Source organism: Pseudoalteromonas sp. M58, from assembly GCF_042604605.1.
Taxonomy (GTDB): domain Bacteria; phylum Pseudomonadota; class Gammaproteobacteria; order Enterobacterales; family Alteromonadaceae; genus Pseudoalteromonas; species Pseudoalteromonas tetraodonis.
In genome coordinates, this window is sequence record NZ_CP152391.1 from 265,100 (window position 1) to 285,529 (window position 20,430).

16 protein-coding genes and 1 pseudogene are annotated in these 20,430 nt (G+C 41.4%); 11 read left to right on the plus strand and 6 right to left on the minus strand.

From position 1 onward, the window contains the following. Positions 1–137: 137 nt before the first annotated feature. The 3 genes from AAGD16_RS16480 to AAGD16_RS16490 all read right to left on the minus strand — a co-directional run bounded on the left by AAGD16_RS16480 (position 138) and on the right by AAGD16_RS16490 (position 4,888). Complete coding sequence (locus AAGD16_RS16480; protein ID WP_377115177.1) at positions 138–2,186, minus strand: S9 family peptidase; 2,049 nt, start codon at positions 2,184–2,186, stop codon at positions 138–140. Between the two features lie 128 nt (positions 2,187–2,314). Then, on the minus strand, positions 2,315–3,541 hold the full coding sequence (locus AAGD16_RS16485; RefSeq protein WP_083494678.1) for a threonine/serine exporter ThrE family protein: 1,227 nt from the start codon (positions 3,539–3,541) through the stop codon (positions 2,315–2,317). Between the two features lie 123 nt (positions 3,542–3,664). Next, a complete protein-coding gene (locus tag AAGD16_RS16490) occupies positions 3,665–4,888 on the minus strand; it encodes a glycosyltransferase (RefSeq protein WP_377115181.1) in 1,224 nt (407 codons plus the stop codon). Positions 4,889–5,163: 275 nt separating this feature from the next. Here AAGD16_RS16490 and AAGD16_RS16495 point away from each other — a divergent pair, with 275 nt between their 5' ends. Together AAGD16_RS16495 and AAGD16_RS16500 are read left to right on the plus strand one after the other, a co-directional pair. Next, positions 5,164–7,605 (plus strand): prolyl oligopeptidase family serine peptidase, encoded by a 2,442-nt coding sequence (locus AAGD16_RS16495; RefSeq protein WP_377115184.1) that lies wholly within the window; start codon positions 5,164–5,166, stop codon positions 7,603–7,605. Between the two features lie 174 nt (positions 7,606–7,779). After that, on the plus strand, positions 7,780–8,397 hold the full coding sequence (locus tag AAGD16_RS16500) for a LysE family translocator (RefSeq protein ID WP_377115187.1): 618 nt from the start codon (positions 7,780–7,782) through the stop codon (positions 8,395–8,397). A 43-nt stretch (positions 8,398–8,440) separates the two neighbouring features. Here AAGD16_RS16500 and uvrA read toward each other — a convergent pair whose 3' ends face one another. Then, positions 8,441–11,032 (minus strand): excinuclease ABC subunit UvrA, encoded by a 2,592-nt coding sequence (uvrA, locus tag AAGD16_RS16505; protein ID WP_377115190.1) that lies wholly within the window; start codon positions 11,030–11,032, stop codon positions 8,441–8,443. A 139-nt stretch (positions 11,033–11,171) separates the two neighbouring features. On the opposite strand from uvrA, the pseudogene AAGD16_RS16510 reads away from it, so the two are divergent. Continuing rightward, positions 11,172–11,258 (plus strand): annotated as a pseudogene (locus AAGD16_RS16510) (LysE family translocator); the annotation flags it as partial. A 33-nt stretch (positions 11,259–11,291) separates the two neighbouring features. On the opposite strand, the gene AAGD16_RS16515 reads toward AAGD16_RS16510, so the two are convergent. Next, entirely contained in the window at positions 11,292–12,176 is an 885-nt protein-coding gene (locus tag AAGD16_RS16515) for a LysR family transcriptional regulator (RefSeq protein ID WP_064664095.1), read from the minus strand. Between the two features lie 121 nt (positions 12,177–12,297). On the opposite strand from AAGD16_RS16515, the gene AAGD16_RS16520 reads away from it, so the two are divergent. From AAGD16_RS16520 to AAGD16_RS16555, 8 genes are all read left to right on the plus strand, one after another. Further along, positions 12,298–14,283: a ligand-gated channel protein gene (locus AAGD16_RS16520; protein ID WP_377115194.1), complete on the plus strand. Its 1,986-nt coding sequence runs from the start codon at positions 12,298–12,300 to the stop codon at positions 14,281–14,283. A 268-nt stretch (positions 14,284–14,551) separates the two neighbouring features. Next, positions 14,552–15,403, plus strand: coding sequence for a PA4780 family RIO1-like protein kinase (locus AAGD16_RS16525; RefSeq protein WP_377115197.1), 852 nt, complete (start codon positions 14,552–14,554; stop codon positions 15,401–15,403). 258 nt (positions 15,404–15,661) lie between these two features. Further along, the gene (locus AAGD16_RS16530; protein WP_377115200.1) at positions 15,662–16,105 is read left to right on the plus strand and encodes a T6SS immunity protein Tdi1 domain-containing protein; all 444 of its coding nucleotides are present in this window, start codon (positions 15,662–15,664) and stop codon (positions 16,103–16,105) included. An 80-nt stretch (positions 16,106–16,185) separates the two neighbouring features. Then, positions 16,186–16,650, plus strand: coding sequence for a hypothetical protein (locus AAGD16_RS16535; protein ID WP_377115203.1), 465 nt, complete (start codon positions 16,186–16,188; stop codon positions 16,648–16,650). Between the two features lie 118 nt (positions 16,651–16,768). After that, complete coding sequence (locus AAGD16_RS16540; RefSeq protein WP_064663381.1) at positions 16,769–17,032, plus strand: hypothetical protein; 264 nt, start codon at positions 16,769–16,771, stop codon at positions 17,030–17,032. Positions 17,033–17,130: 98 nt separating this feature from the next. Continuing rightward, positions 17,131–17,457, plus strand: coding sequence for a hypothetical protein (locus tag AAGD16_RS16545; protein ID WP_377111120.1), 327 nt, complete (start codon positions 17,131–17,133; stop codon positions 17,455–17,457). A 128-nt stretch (positions 17,458–17,585) separates the two neighbouring features. After that, the gene (locus tag AAGD16_RS16550; protein WP_377115207.1) at positions 17,586–17,891 is read left to right on the plus strand and encodes a hypothetical protein; all 306 of its coding nucleotides are present in this window, start codon (positions 17,586–17,588) and stop codon (positions 17,889–17,891) included. Between the two features lie 148 nt (positions 17,892–18,039). Further along, the gene (locus AAGD16_RS16555; RefSeq protein WP_377115210.1) at positions 18,040–18,336 is read left to right on the plus strand and encodes a hypothetical protein; all 297 of its coding nucleotides are present in this window, start codon (positions 18,040–18,042) and stop codon (positions 18,334–18,336) included. 200 nt (positions 18,337–18,536) lie between these two features. On the opposite strand, the gene AAGD16_RS16560 is transcribed toward AAGD16_RS16555, so the two are convergent. Continuing rightward, the gene (locus AAGD16_RS16560) at positions 18,537–20,120 is read right to left on the minus strand and encodes a tetratricopeptide repeat-containing sulfotransferase family protein (protein WP_377115213.1); all 1,584 of its coding nucleotides are present in this window, start codon (positions 20,118–20,120) and stop codon (positions 18,537–18,539) included. Positions 20,121–20,430: the final 310 nt, after the last annotated feature.

A 20,430-nucleotide genomic window follows, 5' to 3' on the forward strand; every position in this document is an offset into this window, starting at 1 on the left:
CAGTTAACAAAATAATTGCCGAGAGTTTAACATAAGCTGTGCTATGTCACTAAGGATGCGTGCTCGCCAATTTAGACCTATAAAAAAGGCCAACATTTTTATGTTGGCCTTTTAAAATTAAACGCGTTTATAAGTGCTTATTTATTTGCGTCTTTGACTTCTTTTAACTTAGCAGCATGGTCAATTTCAAATGCAGGCATCTCTTTTTTTCCTTCCATTAAATAGTTGTCCATCCAGCGCATTAAACGCAAGCTGTAGTCGTATTGCGCTGCCACTTTACGGTTACCATGACCTTCACCTGGGTAATAAACAAGACGTACATCTTTACCTTGCACTTTCATGTAGCGGTAAAGCTCCATAGATTGTGCAGGGTGAACACGAGGGTCGTCTTTACCGTGCATAATAAGCAGAGGTGTTTCAGATTGGCCTGCCCAGTAAATAGGGCTGCGCTCTAAGTACCACTGCCATTTATCCCATGGGTATGAACGCGCATGAACTAGGTTCATTTCGTTAGAAATATCAGTAGTACCAAATTTAGACAGTTGGTTAGTGACACCCACAAACATAACGCTTGCAGCAAAGTGTTCGGTTAGTTTTGTTGCGCCCCACGCCGATGCATAACCACCGTAAGATCCCCCAGTAATACCAACACGTTTAGTGTCTACTAAACCCATATCAACAAGATGATTTTTAAAATCAACTAAATCGTCAAACTCTTTACCTGCGTAATCGTTTTGGCCTAATTTTGAGTAATCTACCCCTTTTCCTGTAGAGCCACGGTAGTTAGGATAAAACACCGCATAGCCACGTGCTGCACCCATTTGACCTGGTCGCGAGTAGTTAGTTACCCAGCCGTCTTTATCATGGCTTTCAGGGCCACCGTGTACCGACATAATCAGTGGGTAGCGTGTGCCTTTTTCATAATTTAATGGGTAAACAAGCACACCATCAAGCTCAACGCCGTCGCGTGCTTTAAGGGTAATGGTTTCTTGCTTGGCAAAGCGTTTATCATTTAACCAGCTATTTGAATCGGTTAAACGTGTTGCTTTATTGCTGCGCACAATAAACACTTCGTTAGGGTGTTTTGCGGTATTACCACGAAGTGCGAGTGTTTTATCTGAATCTGAAACACTCAATTGTGAGGCAATAAATTCACCTTCTTTGACTAATTTTTTGTATTTATTAGAACCCGTTTTAATGCTCGCTACAAAACTTTGCGTGCCTACATTGGCAATAAAGTTAAGTGTATTACGCTTATGCGACCATTCAAAATCAACAACGTGCCCCATAAAGTCAGGTAACCATTCAGTGATTTCAGCGGTTTTAGTGTCAGCAATAAATAAGCGGCCTGTTGCAGGGTCGTGCTTATCTTCTGCACCTAAAATAGCAATGTATTTACCATCATGCGACAGCTCTGCATCACCTAGCTTGCCTTCAGTTTTAAACGATAAGGTTACTTTATTGCTAGCAATATCAAACAAATGCCACATAGATTTTGTGTATTTATCATCAATCAATGCGGTAGGTTGAGTTTTAACCAGTAGCTTTTCACCATTAGCAGCCCAGTTAACATCACTCACGTAATTATCAACGTTGAGTGCGGTGGGGGTAAGTGGTTTATCCGCTTTAGCTAAGTCAACAATAAAAAGCTGCTTGTTTTTTAAGCCCATTTCATATACTTCAGCTTTAAAGCCAAGTTTTTTAAGTTCTTTTTCTGACTTGTCTGCTGCAGGCATGGCTAAAATAGCCACCTGTTTGTTGTCTGGGCTTAATTTGTAGCTTGAAATTGATGTGTCTTTTAAAGCAAGAACAGGTTGTGCTTGGCCGCCATCAACAGGTATTTGGTAAAGCGAGGTAAATTTATCGTCTTTTAATTTCGCTAAAAAGTAAATTGTTTTACTGTCGTTTGACCATTCTATGCTTTTAATGTTAACCGAGCCGGTAATAAAAGGACGTTCAACGCCTTTATCATCCACAACATAAAGCTCACTGTAATTACTGCCATTCTCATCAACATATAATGTACGCGGTAACGATCGTGTAAACGCAACGTTGTCGCCATCTGGGCTAACACTGGTTTGGATCACAGATTTAATTTTTGGAATGTCTTCAACAGTGATGGCCGATTGCGCAAATGCAACTGAGCTTGAAAGCCCAATTGCCAGCGCTAAGCTAGTTTTTAGCATTGTTATTTCCTTTGCTTTATAAGATTTACCTCATTATAACAATGTGTAACCAATATACTAAAAAATGCGATTAATCCTCAAAAGAGGACGTTAAGTGAAGTGATTCTTGTGCAATACCGCGCATACATTTATAGACTCTTTTTAGGAGGGAGCGCCACGTTTGCAAAAATAAGCCCTGCCACGAGCGACATAAATATTAAAAACGTTTGCTGTCCAATATGCTCAGCGTAAACAAAGTCTTGGCCTTCAATGAGTGAGTTTAAACCTATGTACGTTTTGCTCCCCGGCACTAACACAATTAAGCCTTGCATAGCTACAATGGAAGCAGGGGCATTAGCAACTCGATTAAATAAGTTACTAAATACACCGACAGAAAATGCGCCAACAAACGTACCTAGCGTGTAATCTAAATACATGGCGGAGCCAATACTGGTGCCGTAGGCTATAAATCCTGAAGCAATAGACCAAGCAGCATGTTTAAACTTAGTTCTAAATATCACAATTAAGCTGCTACATAGTAAAAATATAGCTAACCAAGCTGTCCATTTAGGCAGTGGCTCTGGCTGTACAAAATCAGCTTGGCCAAAAATAGCAAAGCCAATAGCAATACCAATAAATGCACCAAAATAAAGTTTAAACAGCAACATAAACGAGTCCATAACGCGTGCTGTGCCAGATACTAAATGCCGCGCTGCGAGTTCAGCTAAACCAAGTGCCAGTGCTAGGCCTGGAATAAACACAATAATGGCCGACAGAACAATTAAACGAATATTAATATGCGCATCTAAATGAACGCTAATGGCACACGCCAGTACCGCTGAAACAATGGCCACTAAGGGTTCTAACATGTGGGCAACGCGCTTGGAACGTGCCGACCACAGCACAAATAAATAAACAACAAAGGTTAATAAACCAGACCACAGCACGTCATTCCAACTGGTGCCCATAAGCATTGCAAATGCGCCGCCAGAGGTAGCAAAGGCAATACCTGTAATCACTCTATTGTAAGGGTTTGGGGCATCAAAAATGATATCAAGTTGCTGATCAACTTCTTGCAACGTTAATTCACCATTAAGCATTTTATTAACGAGATCATCGGTATCTGCAAGTGAGCCTAAGTCATGATCGCCAGGGTCTACGCGAGCAACATGGGTGTATTCATCTTCGTGGCCATCAGTCCAAATAACAAAGGTAACCGATGTTGGCGACATGACAAACGATGATTTAAGACCGAGGTAAGTCGCCACTTCCATTAAATGGGCTTCTAGGCGATATGCCGGTGTACCGTACTTATGAAGCATTTTGCCCAATTTAACGATAAATTTGCGTTTTTCTGTAAACGTTGCGGTTTTCAAATTTGTTTTGAACCAACTATTAAATAACTAAGCTAAAAATATAGGCAATAATGCTAAAATTGCCCAAGTTTATTTGCGGCGATTTTAAACACAAATCGCCGTCTGTCTAGTCATTTCTCACCGTTATTTTTTATTTTTTTCTGCTATCCATTGCGACATGTATTGTGTGCTGCGCATGGTGTGATGTTTTAGCATTTGACCCGTGAAATTTTTCATCCTGTGAGCATCTAAATTACTGCTTATTGAGTCGATTTTTTCAATTAATTGAGCACTTAACTGTACTTTGTCATACAGAGTATTAAGCAGAAGGCCGCCAGCGGCTTGTGCTTCACTAAATTTAGCCTCGTTGTTGTATAAAGAGACTGCGGCATCTGCAAAAGCTTGCGTATCTGCTGTTACCACACCTGGCCACGGCAACGTGCTGTGCATACCTTCGCTGCCAATAGGCGTGGTGATGCTTGGGGTTTGCATGATCATGGCTTCTAAAAGTTTACCTTTAATACCAGCCCCAAAACGCAAAGGAGCTAAGCAAATACGCGCACTTTGCATTACTTCATACGCATCATCGGCCCAGCCTTTAATTAAAAAGCCGGTTTTAGGATTATTAAGTGCAGTGGCTTTTGGTGGTGGGTAAGAGCCATAAATATGTAATTCTGCTTGCGGTAGTTGTTTGCGGATAAGCGGCCAAATTTTTTGTAAATAGAGTACCGCATCCCAGTTTGGGGCATGTCTGAAATTACCAATGGTCATAAAGTGTTGGCGTTGTTCATACGATTTAGTTTGCTCAGGTAAGGCACTTAAATCAACCATAAAAGGTAAATGATGCAACACACTAGGCTCAACTTTAAACACTTCATTGAGTAGCTCCATCTCATAGCTTGAGATAATTAAGCTGAGATCACAGCGTAAAATAGCGGCTATTTCACGTTTAGCTATGTCTGATAGTAAATCGCTGTGGTTAAATTCACGCTCAGCTTTATGCGCCTCATGGCGAGCATTACGCAGGCATTGTAAATCTTCGGTATCCAAAATTTTAAGCGCATTAGGACAATGCTTATCCACGCGCCAGCCAAACTGTTCTTCCATCATAAAACGATCGAACATCACTAAATCGGGGTTGTAAGCTTTAACATAGTCATCAAAACTATCGCAGTTAAGAGCGATGCTTTGGCTGGTTATACCAAAGTCGGCAAGGTCAACCATATGTTCGGTAGGCAGTGCGGGCGTGGCGAACTCAACATCCCAGTTTTGCGCCCTAAACGCATTTAGTAACGACATCATGTGCGTACCTGCAGCAGATGAATTGGGCTCTGGCCATACATAGCCAATTACCAGCACTTTTTTCATTGGCTAGATTCTCTAATTATTTGATGGAAAAACAGACTCAAACACAGTGGTATATTTTTAAAAGCTGTAACGGTATTTAAAAAGCAGAGTATGATTTCGAAAAACTAAAATGCTGCAAATTAATGGACATAAACAACCGATTTTAGCGTTGAGTAAATAGGCGTGTATTTTAGCGTATTCAGGCTACTTAAGTCATTACTTAGCTTAACACTTTATGAATGGTGCAAAACGTGTTTATATATCCGGTAATATTTAACAATAAAAAGGATGAAAACATGAATGCTTTTAGGCTGTTAATTGCCTTGGTAGGCTGCATTGTTTTATTGCCTGCAAGTTATGCAGAGCAAGGATATCAAACCCCTTCACCAGCGCTTGCTACACTCGTAGATGCTAAGTTAGCACCAACTAGTTCTTTATCAAGTGATGGACAGTGGCTGGCTTTGTTTGAACGCAAGCGTGTTGTGTCGCTTGATGAGCTGGCAAAAGAAGAATTTAAGCTTGCGGGGATCAAGCTCAACCCAGCTAACTTTTCACGCTCACGGGTAAGTGCCAAATACAGTGCTTTAGAACTTAAGCATGTAGAAAGTGGTACTGTGGTTAACGTAAATAATTTGCCGCAGGGGATCATTCGCTCTCCTCGCTGGTCAGCAAATAGCGAGTATTTAGCGTTTATTGTTGAACAACCGGATAACGCACGACTTTGGGTTTATAGCGTTAAAACCAAGCAAGCAAAGCAGTTAAATGAGTTTGCACTAAATTCAGTATTAACCGCTACACCTTATCAGTGGTTACCCGATAGCACAGCGATTGTGGCGAATTTAGCGGTTAACTTAGACAAACCCAGATTAACCAATGATACCCAAAGCACAGTGCCGGTTATTCAACAAAGTACTGGCGAAAAAGCCCCAGCAAGGACTTATCAAAACTTATTGACCAGCCCGTTTGATGAAGCACAATTTAAATTTTATGGTCAAGGTCAATTAGCGTATATCACGCTTGATGGCAAAGCACAGCCGATTGGCCGTGCCGGTTTATTTAAATCGTTTTCAATTTCGCCTGATTCAACCAATATTTTAGTCGCGACCATCGACGAGCCATTTTCGTATCAAGTCCCTTACAGTCGTTTTGCAACTACATGGCAAATATGGGGAATGCGTGGCTATGCATTAGTAGAGCTGGCAAAGCAACCTCTTGCCGACAACATTCCACAAGGGTATGACAGTGTGCGTACAGGTCGTCGTGATTTTGAGTGGCGAGCCGATCAAGGTGCTGAAGTCATATGGGCCGAGGCACAAGATGGCGGTGATATGAAAACTGAGGTTGAATATCATGACTACCTTTACAGTTTACGAGCGCCATTTAAACGCGACCCTAAATTATTTGCCAAAGTAGAGCGTCGTTTTGCTGGCATACAATGGGGTAATGATAATATTGCTATGCTAAGTGATTGGCGTTTTAGTGACCGACAAGTGCGCACTTATGTAATTCAACCACGTAATGCCGATAGTAACCGCGTGTTATTTTCAGAGCGCAGTTATAACGATGCCTATAAAGATCCAGGGAGTGCAATTTACGAGCGTAACGATTTAGGTGTTAGCGTAATAAAAGTTGTTGGCGGACGTTACATCTACTTACGTGGCGATGGCGCGTCTGAGCAAGGAAACATTCCTTTTTTAGATCAGTACGATGTTAAAACGAATAGCACCAAACGTTTATGGCAATCAGCAGCGCCTTATTACGAGCGTGTGCGTGCATTGTTAGACGATGAAGGCACAAAATTCATTACTATTCGTGAGTCTAAAACGCAGCAGCCAAACTTTTTCATTCGCGATTTAGATAAAGGCTCGCTAACACAGCTTACTCAGTTTGAGCATCCTTACCCTGCATTTAAAGGCGTAACCAAAGAGCAACTACGTTATACCCGTGATGACGGTGTTGAGCTTTCAGGTACGCTTTATTTACCACCAGGGTATGACAAAACACAAGGGCCATTACCGGTATTGATGTGGGCATATCCACTTGAATATAAAGATAAAGCAGTTGCATCACAAGTGCGTGAATCAGAATACGAATTTACCTACATAGGTTACTGGGGCCCTATGCCTTATCTTGCGAAAGGGATTGCGGTGTTTGACGATCCTAAAATGCCGATTGTAGGCGTTGATGGTAGTGAGCCAAATGATCACTTTAGAAAACAGCTGGTTTCTAGCGCTAAAGCAGCGGTTGATGTACTGGTTGAAAAGGGCATTGCCGATAAAGATAACATTGCTATTGCAGGGCACTCTTACGGTGCGTTTATGGTGGCTAATTTATTAGCACATAGCGATTTATTTAAGGCTGGTATTGCCCGCAGTGGTGCGTATAACCGCACATTGACGCCGTTTGGTTTTCAGGGTGAAGAACGTGATTTTTGGCAAGCACAAAGTGTGTACGCAAACATGTCGCCGTTTTTCCATGCTGAAAAAATTAACGAACCTATGTTAATGATCCACGGTCAAGAGGACCCTAATTCGGGCACTTTTCCAATGCAAAGTGAGCGTATGTACGCAGCGCTTAAAGGCTTGGGTAAAGAAGCGCGTTTAGTGATGCTTCCTTACGAAGCTCATGGCTACCGTGCCCGTAAAAGCTTATTACATGTACTGTGGGAGCAAGAGCAATGGCTTGATAAGTACTTGCTAAGTGATAACGAAGTAGACACTGAAACAACAGTAAATTAATTTGCTAAGAGTTTCGAGCTACGGGTCTCGGGCCTCGGGCTAAGCTCGTTGCCCGTAGCCCGAGTCTCGACGCTGTTACTTCTAATTTATCGGAAGCTATTTCACCTTTGGCTTTTTTCCTTTACCCTTTCATTCATAATTAACACTAATTTATTAACCTATTGCGAGCTTTAAATGATTGATGTAGCTGCACTTGCGGTATTTATTCCTACCTTCTTTTTTGTATCAATTACACCCGGTATGTGTATGACACTGGCCATGACCTTAGGCATGAGTATTGGCGTGCGACGAACTTTATGGATGATGATAGGTGAACTACTCGGTGTAGCAACAGTTGCGGTAGCCGCGGTGCTTGGTGTAGCCAGTGTTATGCTTAATTACCCCAGTGCATTTGATATTTTAAAATGGCTAGGTGGCGCTTATTTAATTTACATTGGCATTAATATGTGGCGTGCGAAAAGAAAAATGTCGGTTGATACGCATAACACAACAGCCGTGAGCCGATATTCATTATTTTCACAGGGGTTTGTAACCGCCATTGCCAATCCAAAGGGATGGGCGTTTATGATTTCCTTATTACCTCCTTTTATTAACGTGCAATACAGTGTTGCGCCACAGTTAGCGGTGTTGGTGGCCATTATTTTACTTTCAGAGTTTATCTGTATGATGATTTACGCAACAGGTGGTAAAAGCCTGCGGTTATTTTTAACCAAAGGCAATAACATCAAGTGGATGAACCGAATTGCGGGGAGTTTAATGGTGCTAGTAGGAGTTTGGTTAGCTTTGGGTTAAAAAAGAGCCCGTGGCTCTTTTTTATTTTGAGCATACAAAACTGCTAACCTTTTAATCTGAGTATGCGTGACTTTACAGCGCTATTCAAAAACGGCGCAGTACGGCTTTTATTAGATTGCGCAACCTCTTCAGGTTTACCTTGTGCAACTATTACCCCGCCTTCGTCGCCGGCTCCTGGGCCAATATCAATAATCCAATCACTGTTACTGGCTACTTGCATATCGTGCTCAACCATAATGACGGTGTTGCCCGCATCAACTAAGCCATTTAACTGCGCCATTAGCATTGCTACATCTTTAGGGTGCAGGCCAGTGGTTGGCTCATCTAAAATATAAAGCGTATCGCCACGCTGTGTACGCTGTAACTCGGTGGCAAGTTTAATGCGCTGGGCTTCACCGCCCGAAAGCTCAGTAGCAGGTTGGCCTAAACGTAAATAGCCAAGGCCCACTTGTAGCAGCGCATTTAGCGCACGTAAAATGGCGGGTTCATCGGCAAAAAAGGTATGCGCAGACTCAACAGTTAAATTAAGTACATCGGCAATGGTTTTATCTTTATAGGTAATTTCGAGTGTTTTTTGGTTGTAGCGCTTGGCGTTACACACAGGGCAGGGCGAATACACGCTAGGCAAAAATAACAGCTCCACGCTTACAAAGCCTACGCCTTCGCAATTTTCACAGCGACCTTTTTTAACATTAAACGAAAAACGACCGGCATCGTACTTACGCGCTTTTGCCTCTTTGGTATTGGCAAACAGTTTACGTACGTGATCGAATAAGCCCGTGTAAGTTGCAAGGTTTGAACGAGGTGTGCGGCCAATGGCTTTTTGATCAACCGTTACCAGGCGCTTTATGTGTTCAATGCCGTGAGTTATTTGCCCGCCGGTTGTTATATCAATCTCTTGCTCGAGTAGCTCGGCTTCATCGGTAGGTACTTGTGGCTGCGATTTTTGCCCTAGTGCATCGTAAACCAATTCAACAAGTGCTTGGCTTACTAAGCTTGATTTACCTGAGCCTGATACCCCTGTAACACTTGTAATAACCCCAAGCGGAAATTCTACATTAAGTTTTTGTAAGTTATTACGCTCAATATTTTTAAGCGTTAGCCATGCTTTTGCTGGGCGTTGTTTACGTTGTATGTGAGTTTGTTGCGCTTCGATATTTTTAAATAAATACTGGCTCGTGTGTGAGCTGCTAATTTGCTTTAAGCCTTCAACTGGGCCGCTATAAACAATATTACCGCCATGGGAGCCCGCATTTGGCCCTACATCTACCACCCAATCAGCATGGCGAATAACACTTACGTCGTGCTCAACCACAAACACTGAGTTACCAGCGGCTATTAGCTCATCTAATGCCGCTAACAAGGCTTGTGTATCGGCAGGGTGTAAGCCTGCAGAGGGTTCGTCTAGCACATACACTACACCAAATAATTTTGAGCGAATTTGTGTTGCAAGCCTTAAGCGTTGTAATTCACCTGGCGATAACGATGGGGTGGTGCGTTCAAGCGATAAATACCCTAAACCAAGTTTGGTAAGTGCTTCAACGCGTTTAAGAATGTCGCCCGCTATACGCTTTGCAACTATGGCTTTTTCGGGGTTTGCAGCGTTACTTTTAGCGGGATTATTAGCAGCAAAACTTAGCTTATCTGCCAGCTCATTGAGTGTTAGCTGCGAAATTTCGCCTATATCAAGACCAGCTACTTTAACCGATAACGACTCTTTTTTGAGTTTTTTTCCTTCGCACTGCGGGCACTGTGATATTTGCATATACTGCGATACGCGCTTTTTAGTACGTGGGCTTTGAGTGCTCGCAAACGACTGTAAAACAAAACGTTTAGCACTTGTAAATGTACCCATGTAGCTAGGGCTTTCTTCATTTTTAATTGCCACTTGTGTTTGCTCAAGTGTGTACTCAGGAAACACGGGCACTGTAGGTGTTTCGTCTGTAAATAAAATCCAATCACGGGCTTTTTTAGGCAGGGTATTCCACGGTTTATTAATATCGTAGCCTAAAGAGGTAAGAATACGGCTTAGGTTTTTACCTTGCCAAGCAGGCGGCCATGCTGCAATGGCGCGCTCTTTAATTGATTTAGTGGGATCGGGGACTAGTAGCTCTTCGGTGACGTTAAAAACGCGGCCAATACCATGGCACTCTGGGCAGGCGCCTTGTGGCGTATTGGGCGAAAACGCATCGGCGTAAAGTATGCCTTGCCCTTTGGGGTATTCGCCTGCGCGTGAGTAGAGCATTCGCAGCGCGTTAGATATAGTGGTTACACTACCCACCGATGAACGTACCGAGGGTGCACCACGCTGCTGCTGCAGTGCGACCGCTGGTGGCAGGCCTTCGATCGAATCTACATCAGGCTCGTCTACCTGATCAATTAATCTGCGTGCATAAGGTGAAACTGAGTCAAGATAACGATGTTGCGATTCGGCAAATAATGTTCCAAAGGCGAGCGATGATTTACCCGAGCCCGATATACCGGTAAACACCACAAGTGAATTACGGGGCAGGTTTACATCCACATCTTTTAAGTTATGAACACGTGCGCCTCTTACTTGAATGCTGTGCTCTGGGTTTAATAAAGCCGATTGTATCTTATTAACCTCATGTGACTTTTTAGGTGTGGTTGCCATGTAATGTATACTCCTGTGTAATAATCCTGTGTTTATTAATGTTCTGTAAAGTATTAATAATAATGCAGTCTTACTGAATGAGCGCTTAGCTATATGCTTGTTTTGCGTTTACATAACAGAAAAACTGCAAGTATAAATTCTAACCAAAGGCAATAATATTAAGTGGATGAATCGTATTGCGGGGAGTTTAATGGTGCTAGTAGGAGTTTGGCTTGCAATTAGTTAACTATAAACAAGCCTTAACCTGAACTTAGGTTATTTAAATAGCTGAAAATGATGCGTTAAGTGCTTTAATTGCAGCTTTTGTTTTTGCTGCTAACGTGTCGCGTGCAGGCGTTAGAGCAAATACATCGTAATGGGGAAGTTGCCAATCAGTGCATATTTCTAAAAGTTCTCCTGTAGCTAAGAAATTGCGTACTTCAGGCTCAGGCAAAATAGCATAGCCTAACTCGTCGAGAACAAATTGAATCACAGTTTGCATATTATTAATGGTAATACGCGCTTTTGGTAGTGTTGTACTTACGCCGCGAGTAAGGTGCGTAAGCGCCGGATCAACAGCTATATGCGCAATGCGGTTATGCGCTTTTAGGTCATCCAGTGTGATTTTTGGCTGCTGTGCTAGTGCATGATTTTTATGAACACACAGTATTAATGGCCAACTAGCGAGCTGGCGTGCAATTAAGTTTGAGTCTTCGAGAGGGCCAATCGCCAGCACTAAATCTATACCTGTTCTGATCATATCAATGGGCTCGTCAGAAAGCGTTAAGTGCACATCTATATCACTAAATTGGCTAATTAAATGCTTTACAGGCTCACTTAGTAACCCACCTCCAAAACCAACAGGGGCTGCTAGTTTTAATTGCCCACTCGGGCAATTTTGTAAATGCTGTAATTGTTCTGATGTAGCTGTTGCAACGGCAAGCATTTGTAAACAACTTTGATAATAAAGTTCACCCGCCTCGGTAAGCGTTAATTCTCGAGGGCTGCGATTAAATAAACTCAAACCTACATCTTGCTCTATTTGTTTTATTTGCTGGCTAATTGCAGAGGTTGTCATTAAAAGGTCTGCGGCAGCTTTACTCATACTTCCCGTTTGCACTGTGCGAACAAATATATTCAGGGTTTTAGTTAACTTATCACTCATACCATTAAGCCTTACTTAAATTAGCTTTAATAAAAATAGCGTTGAGAAGAAGGGAACTTCTCACTATTATCGCAAACGCTAATTATTATCATTTACATGCTGAATGTCACGGAGAAATATCATGAACACGGTAAGTTGTAAGTTAAGGCCGGTAACTGCATTTATTTTAAGTACTTTTGCAATTGCTAACCCTGCTTTTGCTGATGAAACAAAACAAGATATGGAAGTAATGGTTGTCACTGCTTCTGGTTACGAACAAATGCTCAAAGAGGCACCTGCAAGTATTAGTGTTATCGACAGAGCGCAGCTAGAAAAACGCTTTTATCGTGACTTAACCGACGCAATGGCTGATATTCCGGGTGTAATAGTGACTGGCGGAGGTGACAGAAAAGATATTAGCTTGCGTGGTATGGCAAGCCAATACACACTCATTCTTATCGACGGACAACGCCAAAGTTCAAGAGAAACACGACCAAATAGTGATGGCCCGGGCGTAGAAGGTGCTTGGACGCCGCCAATTTCTGCGATTGAGCGTATTGAAGTAATACGAGGGCCGATGTCTTCATTGTATGGCTCTGATGCAATTGGTGGTGTGATCAACATTATTACCCGTAAAGCGCCAGAGCAGTGGTATGGAGAACTGCGTCTAGACAGCACCATTCAAGAGCAAAGTCAGTCAGGTGATATAAACCAAGCCAACTTTTTCACTTCTGGAGGCATTATTCCAGATCTATTGGGCGTGCAGTTATACGGTCAATTTTCAAAGCGAAATGAAGATGAGTTTACAGCTGGATTTCGAGGCAAAGAACAAAGTAATGTAAAAGCTAAGTTCACATTAACACCTAATGATAGTCACGAATTAATGTTTGAACTTGGCTCGGCAAAACAAACATTAGATGAAACACTTGGTAAAACAGTTGCCGAACTTGCCCCAGGAGAAAGCTGTGGTCGACGTGGCTGCCCTGAATCAGCAACTACTGAGTATGAGCAACAAACATACTCTATGTCACACAATGGTTTTTATGACTTTGGCTCGTCGCGAACTTATATTAAATATGATAAGTTTGATAATAATTCACGTGAAATGTTTGTCGAAAATACCGACATTCAAACGACATGGAGTTTACCGCTATATAGTAATCATAACTCTACGTTTGGTGCGACCTATTTAAAAGAGTCATTGGATGATTATACAAGCAATAAAATTAGCGACTTAACCCATGTAGAAAACGAGCAATGGTCTGTTTTTGGTGAAAACGAATGGGCAGCAACTGATGACTTTAAGCTCACCGCAGGCCTACGTTACGATCATGATGGCAATTTTGCAGGTCACTGGAGCCCACGTTTGTATGGTGTTTATAGCGCATCTAAAGCGATCACTATTAAAGGCGGCATATCAACCGGTTTCCGTGCGCCAAATATTCGCCAATCTACCGCCCAATGGGGACAAGTGAGTCGTGGCGGTAATATTTATGGTAACCCTGACTTAAAGCCTGAGCAATCAGTTAACTATGAAATGGGTGTTTATTATGATTCTGGACGCGATTTAAGCATATCGACAACCGTTTTTTATAATGAATTTGATGACAAAATAACCCGTATAGCTTGCCCATTAACGCAGTGCACAGATGGCCCAAATCAGTTCGGCTCCATGCCAACTACGTACATTAATGTGGATGAAGCAATAACCCAAGGTATTGAGCTATCAGTAGATTACGATATTTCAACTGAAATTGATGTGAGTGCCAGTTATACCTACACCGACTCAGAGCAAAAAACCGGTCAATATAAGGGGAGCCCACTTAATCAGCTACCAAAACATAGTTTACAAACGTCTTTAAATTGGCGTCCAACAGATAAATTAGGCGGATGGTTACGTGTGCAATATCGTGGAGAAGAAAGCCAGCCTACCACAGGGCCTTCACAAAGTAGTTTAATTGCTCCTGATTATACCATTGCCAATTTAGGCGCTAATTATCAGCTAAGTGACAGCGTTAAACTTGGTGCTGGAATTTACAACTTGCTTGATAAAGAGATCACAGAGCAAGAGTATGGCTATGTTGAAGATGGCCGTCGCTATTGGGCGTCTTTAGTGTGGCAGTTCTAAACACTTTTTAATAATACAAAGTAAACGAGTACGCTAAACCGTACTCGTTTTTTGGTTTCATCTCGGTTCTTGTTCAATAATGTTTAAAAGCACAAAAGGCGGTTGGCTTTTTCGCTGTAGTCGCTTATTCTAGCTGAGTAATTTAGTCATTAAATGTAACTTTAAAGTTTACTAATAATTTATAACTTTCTTCAATCCCCAAAGGTATGCCTCGTTTGAACCACATAGCAAAACAAAAAGCCAACCCTGTATTTTTAGTAGGTGTCGTTTGAAAATACCTAAACGCTTACAGCCATTAGTTGATGATGGTTTTATTGATGAAGTGATCAGCCGGTTAATGAGCGGTAAAGAGGCCGATGTATTTGTGGTGGCCTGTGGCGATGAAATTCGCTGCGCTAAAGTATATAAAGAGGCCAGTAAGCGCAGTTTTAAAAAGGCAGCACAGTACCAAGAAGGGCGAAAAGTACGTGGTGGCCGCCAAGCCCGTGCTATGGGTAAGCGTTCAAGCTATGGCCGTCAATTAGAAGAAGAAATTTGGCAAAATGCCGAAGTTGACGCGCTGTCGCGTTTATCTTCAGCAGGTGTTCGCGTACCGCAAACTTACGGCTGCATTGACGGTGTTTTGTTAATGGAACTTGTAAGTGATGATGAAGGCGATGTTGCACCTCAGCTTGGTGCAGTTGATTTAACCGAACAACAAGCCATTGAGCAACATACATTAATGATGCATTACATCAAATTAATGCTGTGCGCTGGGATTATTCATGGTGATTTATCGGAGTTTAATGTACTTGTTGATAGCAACGGCCCAGTAATTATTGATTTACCCCAAGCGGTTAACGCCTCTGCTAATAATAGCGCCGAGGCGATGTTTGCCCGTGATGTAAATAACATGCGCCGCTATTATGGCCAATTTGCACCTGCGTTATTACACACGCAATACGCCAAAGAAATGTGGGCATTGTTTGCAGATGCTAACTTAACCCCGCACTCACAACTCAGTGGCGAATTTGAAGACGACAGCGAAGTTGCAGATGTAGATTCAGTACTTGACGAAATTCAAGCCGCCTTTGATGAAGAGCAAGAACGTAAAGAACGTATTCGCGACGCCGATGAGTAATAACCGGGCATTGAGATTGGCAAAAAAAATCGTCGTTAATTAATTAGCTAAATAGCCCTTTGCTCATATATTCATGAAAATGAGCGACGCGCGCATATTGTTTCATTTAATTTTACTTAAAAGTTTTAGAAAACTTTGTGATAGTAATACCTTAGGTTATTTGTTAAAACTATATAAGCTAGATAAATGAGCGTTAAGTCGGCAGAAATATGCGCGATGAGCGCACTATTAAATTGTTAGCTTTCACAGGAAGTGTCGATGACTCTGAATGATTTAACCGTAAATTTTTCTCATCTAAATCGAGACTCTTTACTCAGTGATTGGGAGTGGCTTTTAGAGGGTAAATTCTTACCAATTCTGATGTCAGCGTCTGGTGACGCATTTGTACAGCATTTCGAAAATGGAGAAGTTTGGTGGTTAGATACTGGCGGAGCAGAATTTTCTAAGGTAGCTGAGTCACCTGAACAGTTTAACGAACTTCTATCAGACAAAGAATTTGTTGTTGAATGTTTTGCTATACAAATGGTCGGTGATTTAATTCAATCTGGCAAAGTATTATCTAACGGCCAAATATATAGTTTAATACAACCTTGGTTGTTAGGTGGTGAATATAAAATTAGCAATATTAACCCAACAGACATCGAGGTTCATTTTTCTTTGAGTGGGCAAATAGCAAAACAAGTTGGTAGAAGTGAAAGCTAACAAGCCAATTATTCCGACCTCAACTCGCTGTGCTCGTTTCGTCGGCATATTGGGGCGTTAGGTTTACGAAAGAGGTTATATTGATACCATCAAGAAAACAGTGGAATTCATGGAGTCTCCCAAGCAAATATACAGCTATTGGAACTTTGGTTGCTGTACTTTCACTATCACCACAGCTTTATCAATTTGCTTATTCTTTCTATGGGAAAGGTATAGGAGTAGATAAAAACCAAAGTACCAATATTTCATCTTTATCTACTACACCTAACAATGATGTTACTTTTAAAGTGAAAAATATGGATGAAGTTTTAAATGAATATAAAGGTGATGGAAACATTAAATACCGACATTTAAATTTCAATAACTTTCCAAGTCTAAAGAGTAAACTTGAAACAGTAAATAAAAGCCGAGAAGAATACCCTAAGCGTGCAATAGATATCTCAATTTTGCAGCAAAAAGTAGATTCTGGTGATATTGGTATGGCTGAATATGCTGTTAATGAAATAATTAAAAAGCAGAACAATATAAAGCTTTTGCGTAAGTAAACCTAACAAGGGTTTTCAAGTCGGACAAATTACAGTTGGCCTTTTGTTCGTTCCTCACTTATTTTAGCCAACTGCAATTTGCCGCTTAAAACGGCGTTATGCATAAAAAGGACTCGGCTTGGTAAATATTGAAAGTACAGCAACGATTATCTCAACGCTTTTTGTTTTAATTTTGTTTATGTTTTTTGGTATCAATTTGGGTATGGTTGTTTTAGAAAGAAAAATATCTACTGCCAGCGGGCAAACGTTTGTATCAGGTTTGGCCAAAATGTTAAACAAAACAGAGAACCCTCACAGCTACAAGCAATCCAGGGTTTACTTGGTCGGTAGTGTTGTTTCTCTGTTAGCATTTATGGCTCTTTTAGAGTTTGGCTATGCATAACAATCAGATGTTGGGGACACAAACACGCGGGCTGCTTCGCAGTATAGCCCACGTGTTTGTGCCGCCAAATTAGGGCGTTATATGCCTAAGAGAGTTATGTGAATATTGCTATTTTTGTAGTTTCATTTGTGGTCTATGTTTGGCTCTGCTTGAGTATCGTAAAGTTCCATAAACATTTAGCAGATAAACTTAAACTGGTTAATCGTCGTAGTTTGTTAAACGTGTTTAGCCAATATATTTGGTTTCTGTTGTTTATCGTTACCTACATCCCATTTAGTATATTCTTCCCTGCATGGTTAAATGGAAATCTTGGCATTGTGCAAGAGTCCCCAAATGTAACAGCTATTTTCATTTTGTTGGGATGTTTAACGCTAGCAATTACTATGTGGCTAGGTTATAAAAAAACTAAGCAGGCGAATTGGTAATCGGCATATAACAAAGCAAATTAAAAAGTGCGGACAAAAACTAGTTGGCTTTGTTCGTACCTCACAAATTTTAGCCAACTAATTTTTGTCGTTTATTTGCGGCGTGATGTGGCAACAAGGAGTGGACAATGACTCAAAATGAATTGACACAAATAATGGCCTGTATGGAAAAGTCTGGATCTAAAGGCAGTAGCTTGGTGTCGTTAGCTAATGCATCTGGAATAGATAGCCAGACGCTATATAGTTATTTATCAGTGTATCCAGACTATTTTGTTCAACTACCTGAATCAAAAAATATAAAGTTAATAGGTTTGGACGTTTTAAAGGAGATTCCGCTAAAATTCTCCAGCATCATGAAAAGAGTCTCCAGAAGAAACGTTCTAGCAACTTCCTCTTGTTCTTCATTCTTTCAGTTGCTGTGTTTACTTCTATAACAGCGGCTGTCTCGAATGCCACATAACAAGCCAATAAACACACACTTCGTTCGCTGGGACGCATACACGCGGGGCGGCTTCGCCGTTATGCCCTACATGCCTGCGCCCGTTATTGGAAAGTTATGTTTTTAATCGAATGGATTTACATATGAAGAAATGGGTGCTCAAGAAAAGAATTTTTATGATAGGTTTTTTACCGTTCATGGGGGTATTCGTCGCACTTCTTTTAAATTTTATTGCAGACCCTGCTTATACAACGGCACTAAATCAAAGTGCAATTCGAGCATATTTTATGGGGTCTGCCATGTGGTCGGTAATTGCGCTTTTTTCAGGGATATATATGTATTCAAAATGTAGTTCTATGAATCATCTAAAGTTTATCCTTGGAGTATCGTCGGTCAGTTTAGGTATTACTATGCCTTGGATAATAGGTATGTCGCAGTAATCAAAACATAAAAAGTGATTATGGCACGTTGCAGACTATCGAAAATACAAAACGCTAACGTTAATTGAGACAGCCTTTTTTCGTTGAGTTTCGCTTCGCTCAACCTAACCCACATAAAAATTAAACACCAATCTCACGTTTTAAAACTCCCCGTATTTAGGGGCTGAAAAAATGAGAGCTACCCCCTGCACCCCAAATCTTTATTCAATTGGTATATTTTGCTTTAAAAAGTAAGCCTGCGCTTCATCGGTATGGGGCTTAAACTTTTTCCAGCGGCCTATGGCTTTGTTGTTAAGCGGTTGGCGCACTTGCATTTTGCTGGCGGTTGAAACCGGTGCGGTGTTTAAATGAAAATCAAGGCACTGTGGTTGCCAGTCTAAGTCGCAATAGCTCACTAACTCTTTTATCTTTTGCTCTGGTGCGGCTACAAGTTCTTCGTATTTTACTAGTTTAATATTGCTGTGTAGGGCGCTAAAGTGCTGCATTAGTTTATAAAAGCGGCTGTAAAATTTAGCTGTGTCGAGTAAGTCTAACGAGTAAGCATAATACGGGTTGTTAATGGTAAATAGCTGACGATAGTTACCAATACAGGTGTCCATGGGGTCGCGAAGTAGGCAAATGATTTTAGCATTAGGCAGTGCTTTGGTAATTAAATCGATATAAAAAAAGTTAAACGGTAATTTATCAATAAAGTGTTTATGGCTACCGGTAACTACACGGGTCGCTTCAAGGTAAGTGCTGCCAAGTTTTGCAAAATCAAGCTGGTAAGCTTGGCTTAAGGTGTCTGTATCGAGTACTTGAGGCGTGGGTGTTTGGCTAAGCTTTTTTACACTTAGGCCAAAATCTTGCAGCTCGCCAGCCGATTGTACGTCGCTGTGGCTTGATAAAATGCGCTCAACTAATGTGGTGCCAGAGCGCGGCATACCTAACACAAAAATTGGCTCACAGCTTTGGTTGCCAGCTGTTTGTTGGTTTTTATATTTAACACTGAGCTGTTTTATATGTGAAAATAAAGCCTCAGACGCTTGATTATCAAACGCCTTATTAGCGTGTTTTGCTTTTTTACCTTGTTGTAACGCGGCAAAGGCTGCTGAAAATTCTCCTAGGTCTTGATATTCTTTTGCGAGCGCATGACCTATATGCAGTTTAGCGTCAGGATGATTGACCTGTGTAAATACGTTTTTTAATCGCGCTATGTGGTTGTTTTGCTCAGTGACTTTAGTTAAATCAGCTAAAGCAAAATGACTTTGATGATGAAGCGGATTCAGTGCAATGGCATTTTCAAACGCGTGCTGCGCCTTTTCAAACTGGCCTAAAAATTTAGCACATACCCCATAGTTATAATAAAACTGCGGCTGACGAGTATTACTCGCTTCAGCCAAACTTAACGCGCATGTAAAGTAGTCAGCCGCTTGCTGATGTAAACCCGCTTGGGTTAGTGCGACGCCTAATGTATCGGCATCAAGTGCTTTACTAATATGTTCAAGCTTAACGCTGAGTGCGGTGCTTTTCGCTTTTTGTAAATCGCCAGTAAGGGCGTAACACTTGGCAAGTTGCGCTGTATATTCAATAGACTTAGTAAAGCTTAATGCTTTTTCAATTAGCTTTATTGCTTTATAAATTTGGCCAACCTGTAAATTAACCATGGCGAGTAAAAAGTAGCCATCAGCAAAGTCAGGCTGCTGTGTCACTAGCTCAACCAGTGCTTTATGCGCTTGCTGAATGTTGCCTTGGTTTAAGTTGTTTATAGCGCTTTGGTGTATTTGCTTTAAGTTTGGCTGCATAAATACTCTTATAAATAATGTGCTTACAAATAAAAAGGCTCAAAATTAATTTGAGCCTCTTGATTGTACTTAAACTTATCGTTGGGCCTGTTGACCTTTCAAGGTTGAATTTGCAGCAGTCTGTTTGGTATTAAGGCAAGGCAGAGCCTATGTAGTGTGGTTATTCCCCATAAATAGGTGATAACGCAGCATCAATGCCAAACAGGCGCTGCCCTTAAGGGTTCTGCCTAGGGGCAATTAACTCTTTGTTGCTCGGTTTTTACTTAGCCCACTAGGTTACAAACCTTGCGCCTCGATTAAATCGCCCCTA

What these genes read in the sequence shown, in the direction of transcription:
- AAGD16_RS16480 (WP_377115177.1), bottom strand. Translation starts at nt 2,186, where the DNA reads ATGCTAAAAACTAGCTTAGCGCTGGCAATTGGGCTTTCAAGCTCAGTT.
- AAGD16_RS16490 (WP_377115181.1), bottom strand. Translation starts at nt 4,888, where the DNA reads ATGAAAAAAGTGCTGGTAATTGGCTATGTATGGCCAGAGCCCAATTCA.
- AAGD16_RS16495 (WP_377115184.1), top strand. Translation starts at nt 5,164, where the DNA reads ATGAATGCTTTTAGGCTGTTAATTGCCTTGGTAGGCTGCATTGTTTTA.
- AAGD16_RS16500 (WP_377115187.1), top strand. Translation starts at nt 7,780, where the DNA reads ATGATTGATGTAGCTGCACTTGCGGTATTTATTCCTACCTTCTTTTTT.
- uvrA (WP_377115190.1), bottom strand. Translation starts at nt 11,032, where the DNA reads ATGGCAACCACACCTAAAAAGTCACATGAGGTTAATAAGATACAATCG.
- AAGD16_RS16515 (WP_064664095.1), bottom strand. Translation starts at nt 12,176, where the DNA reads ATGAGTGATAAGTTAACTAAAACCCTGAATATATTTGTTCGCACAGTG.
- AAGD16_RS16520 (WP_377115194.1), top strand. Translation starts at nt 12,298, where the DNA reads ATGAACACGGTAAGTTGTAAGTTAAGGCCGGTAACTGCATTTATTTTA.
- AAGD16_RS16530 (WP_377115200.1), top strand. Translation starts at nt 15,662, where the DNA reads ATGACTCTGAATGATTTAACCGTAAATTTTTCTCATCTAAATCGAGAC.
- AAGD16_RS16550 (WP_377115207.1), top strand. Translation starts at nt 17,586, where the DNA reads ATGACTCAAAATGAATTGACACAAATAATGGCCTGTATGGAAAAGTCT.
- AAGD16_RS16555 (WP_377115210.1), top strand. Translation starts at nt 18,040, where the DNA reads ATGAAGAAATGGGTGCTCAAGAAAAGAATTTTTATGATAGGTTTTTTA.
- AAGD16_RS16560 (WP_377115213.1), bottom strand. Translation starts at nt 20,120, where the DNA reads ATGCAGCCAAACTTAAAGCAAATACACCAAAGCGCTATAAACAACTTA.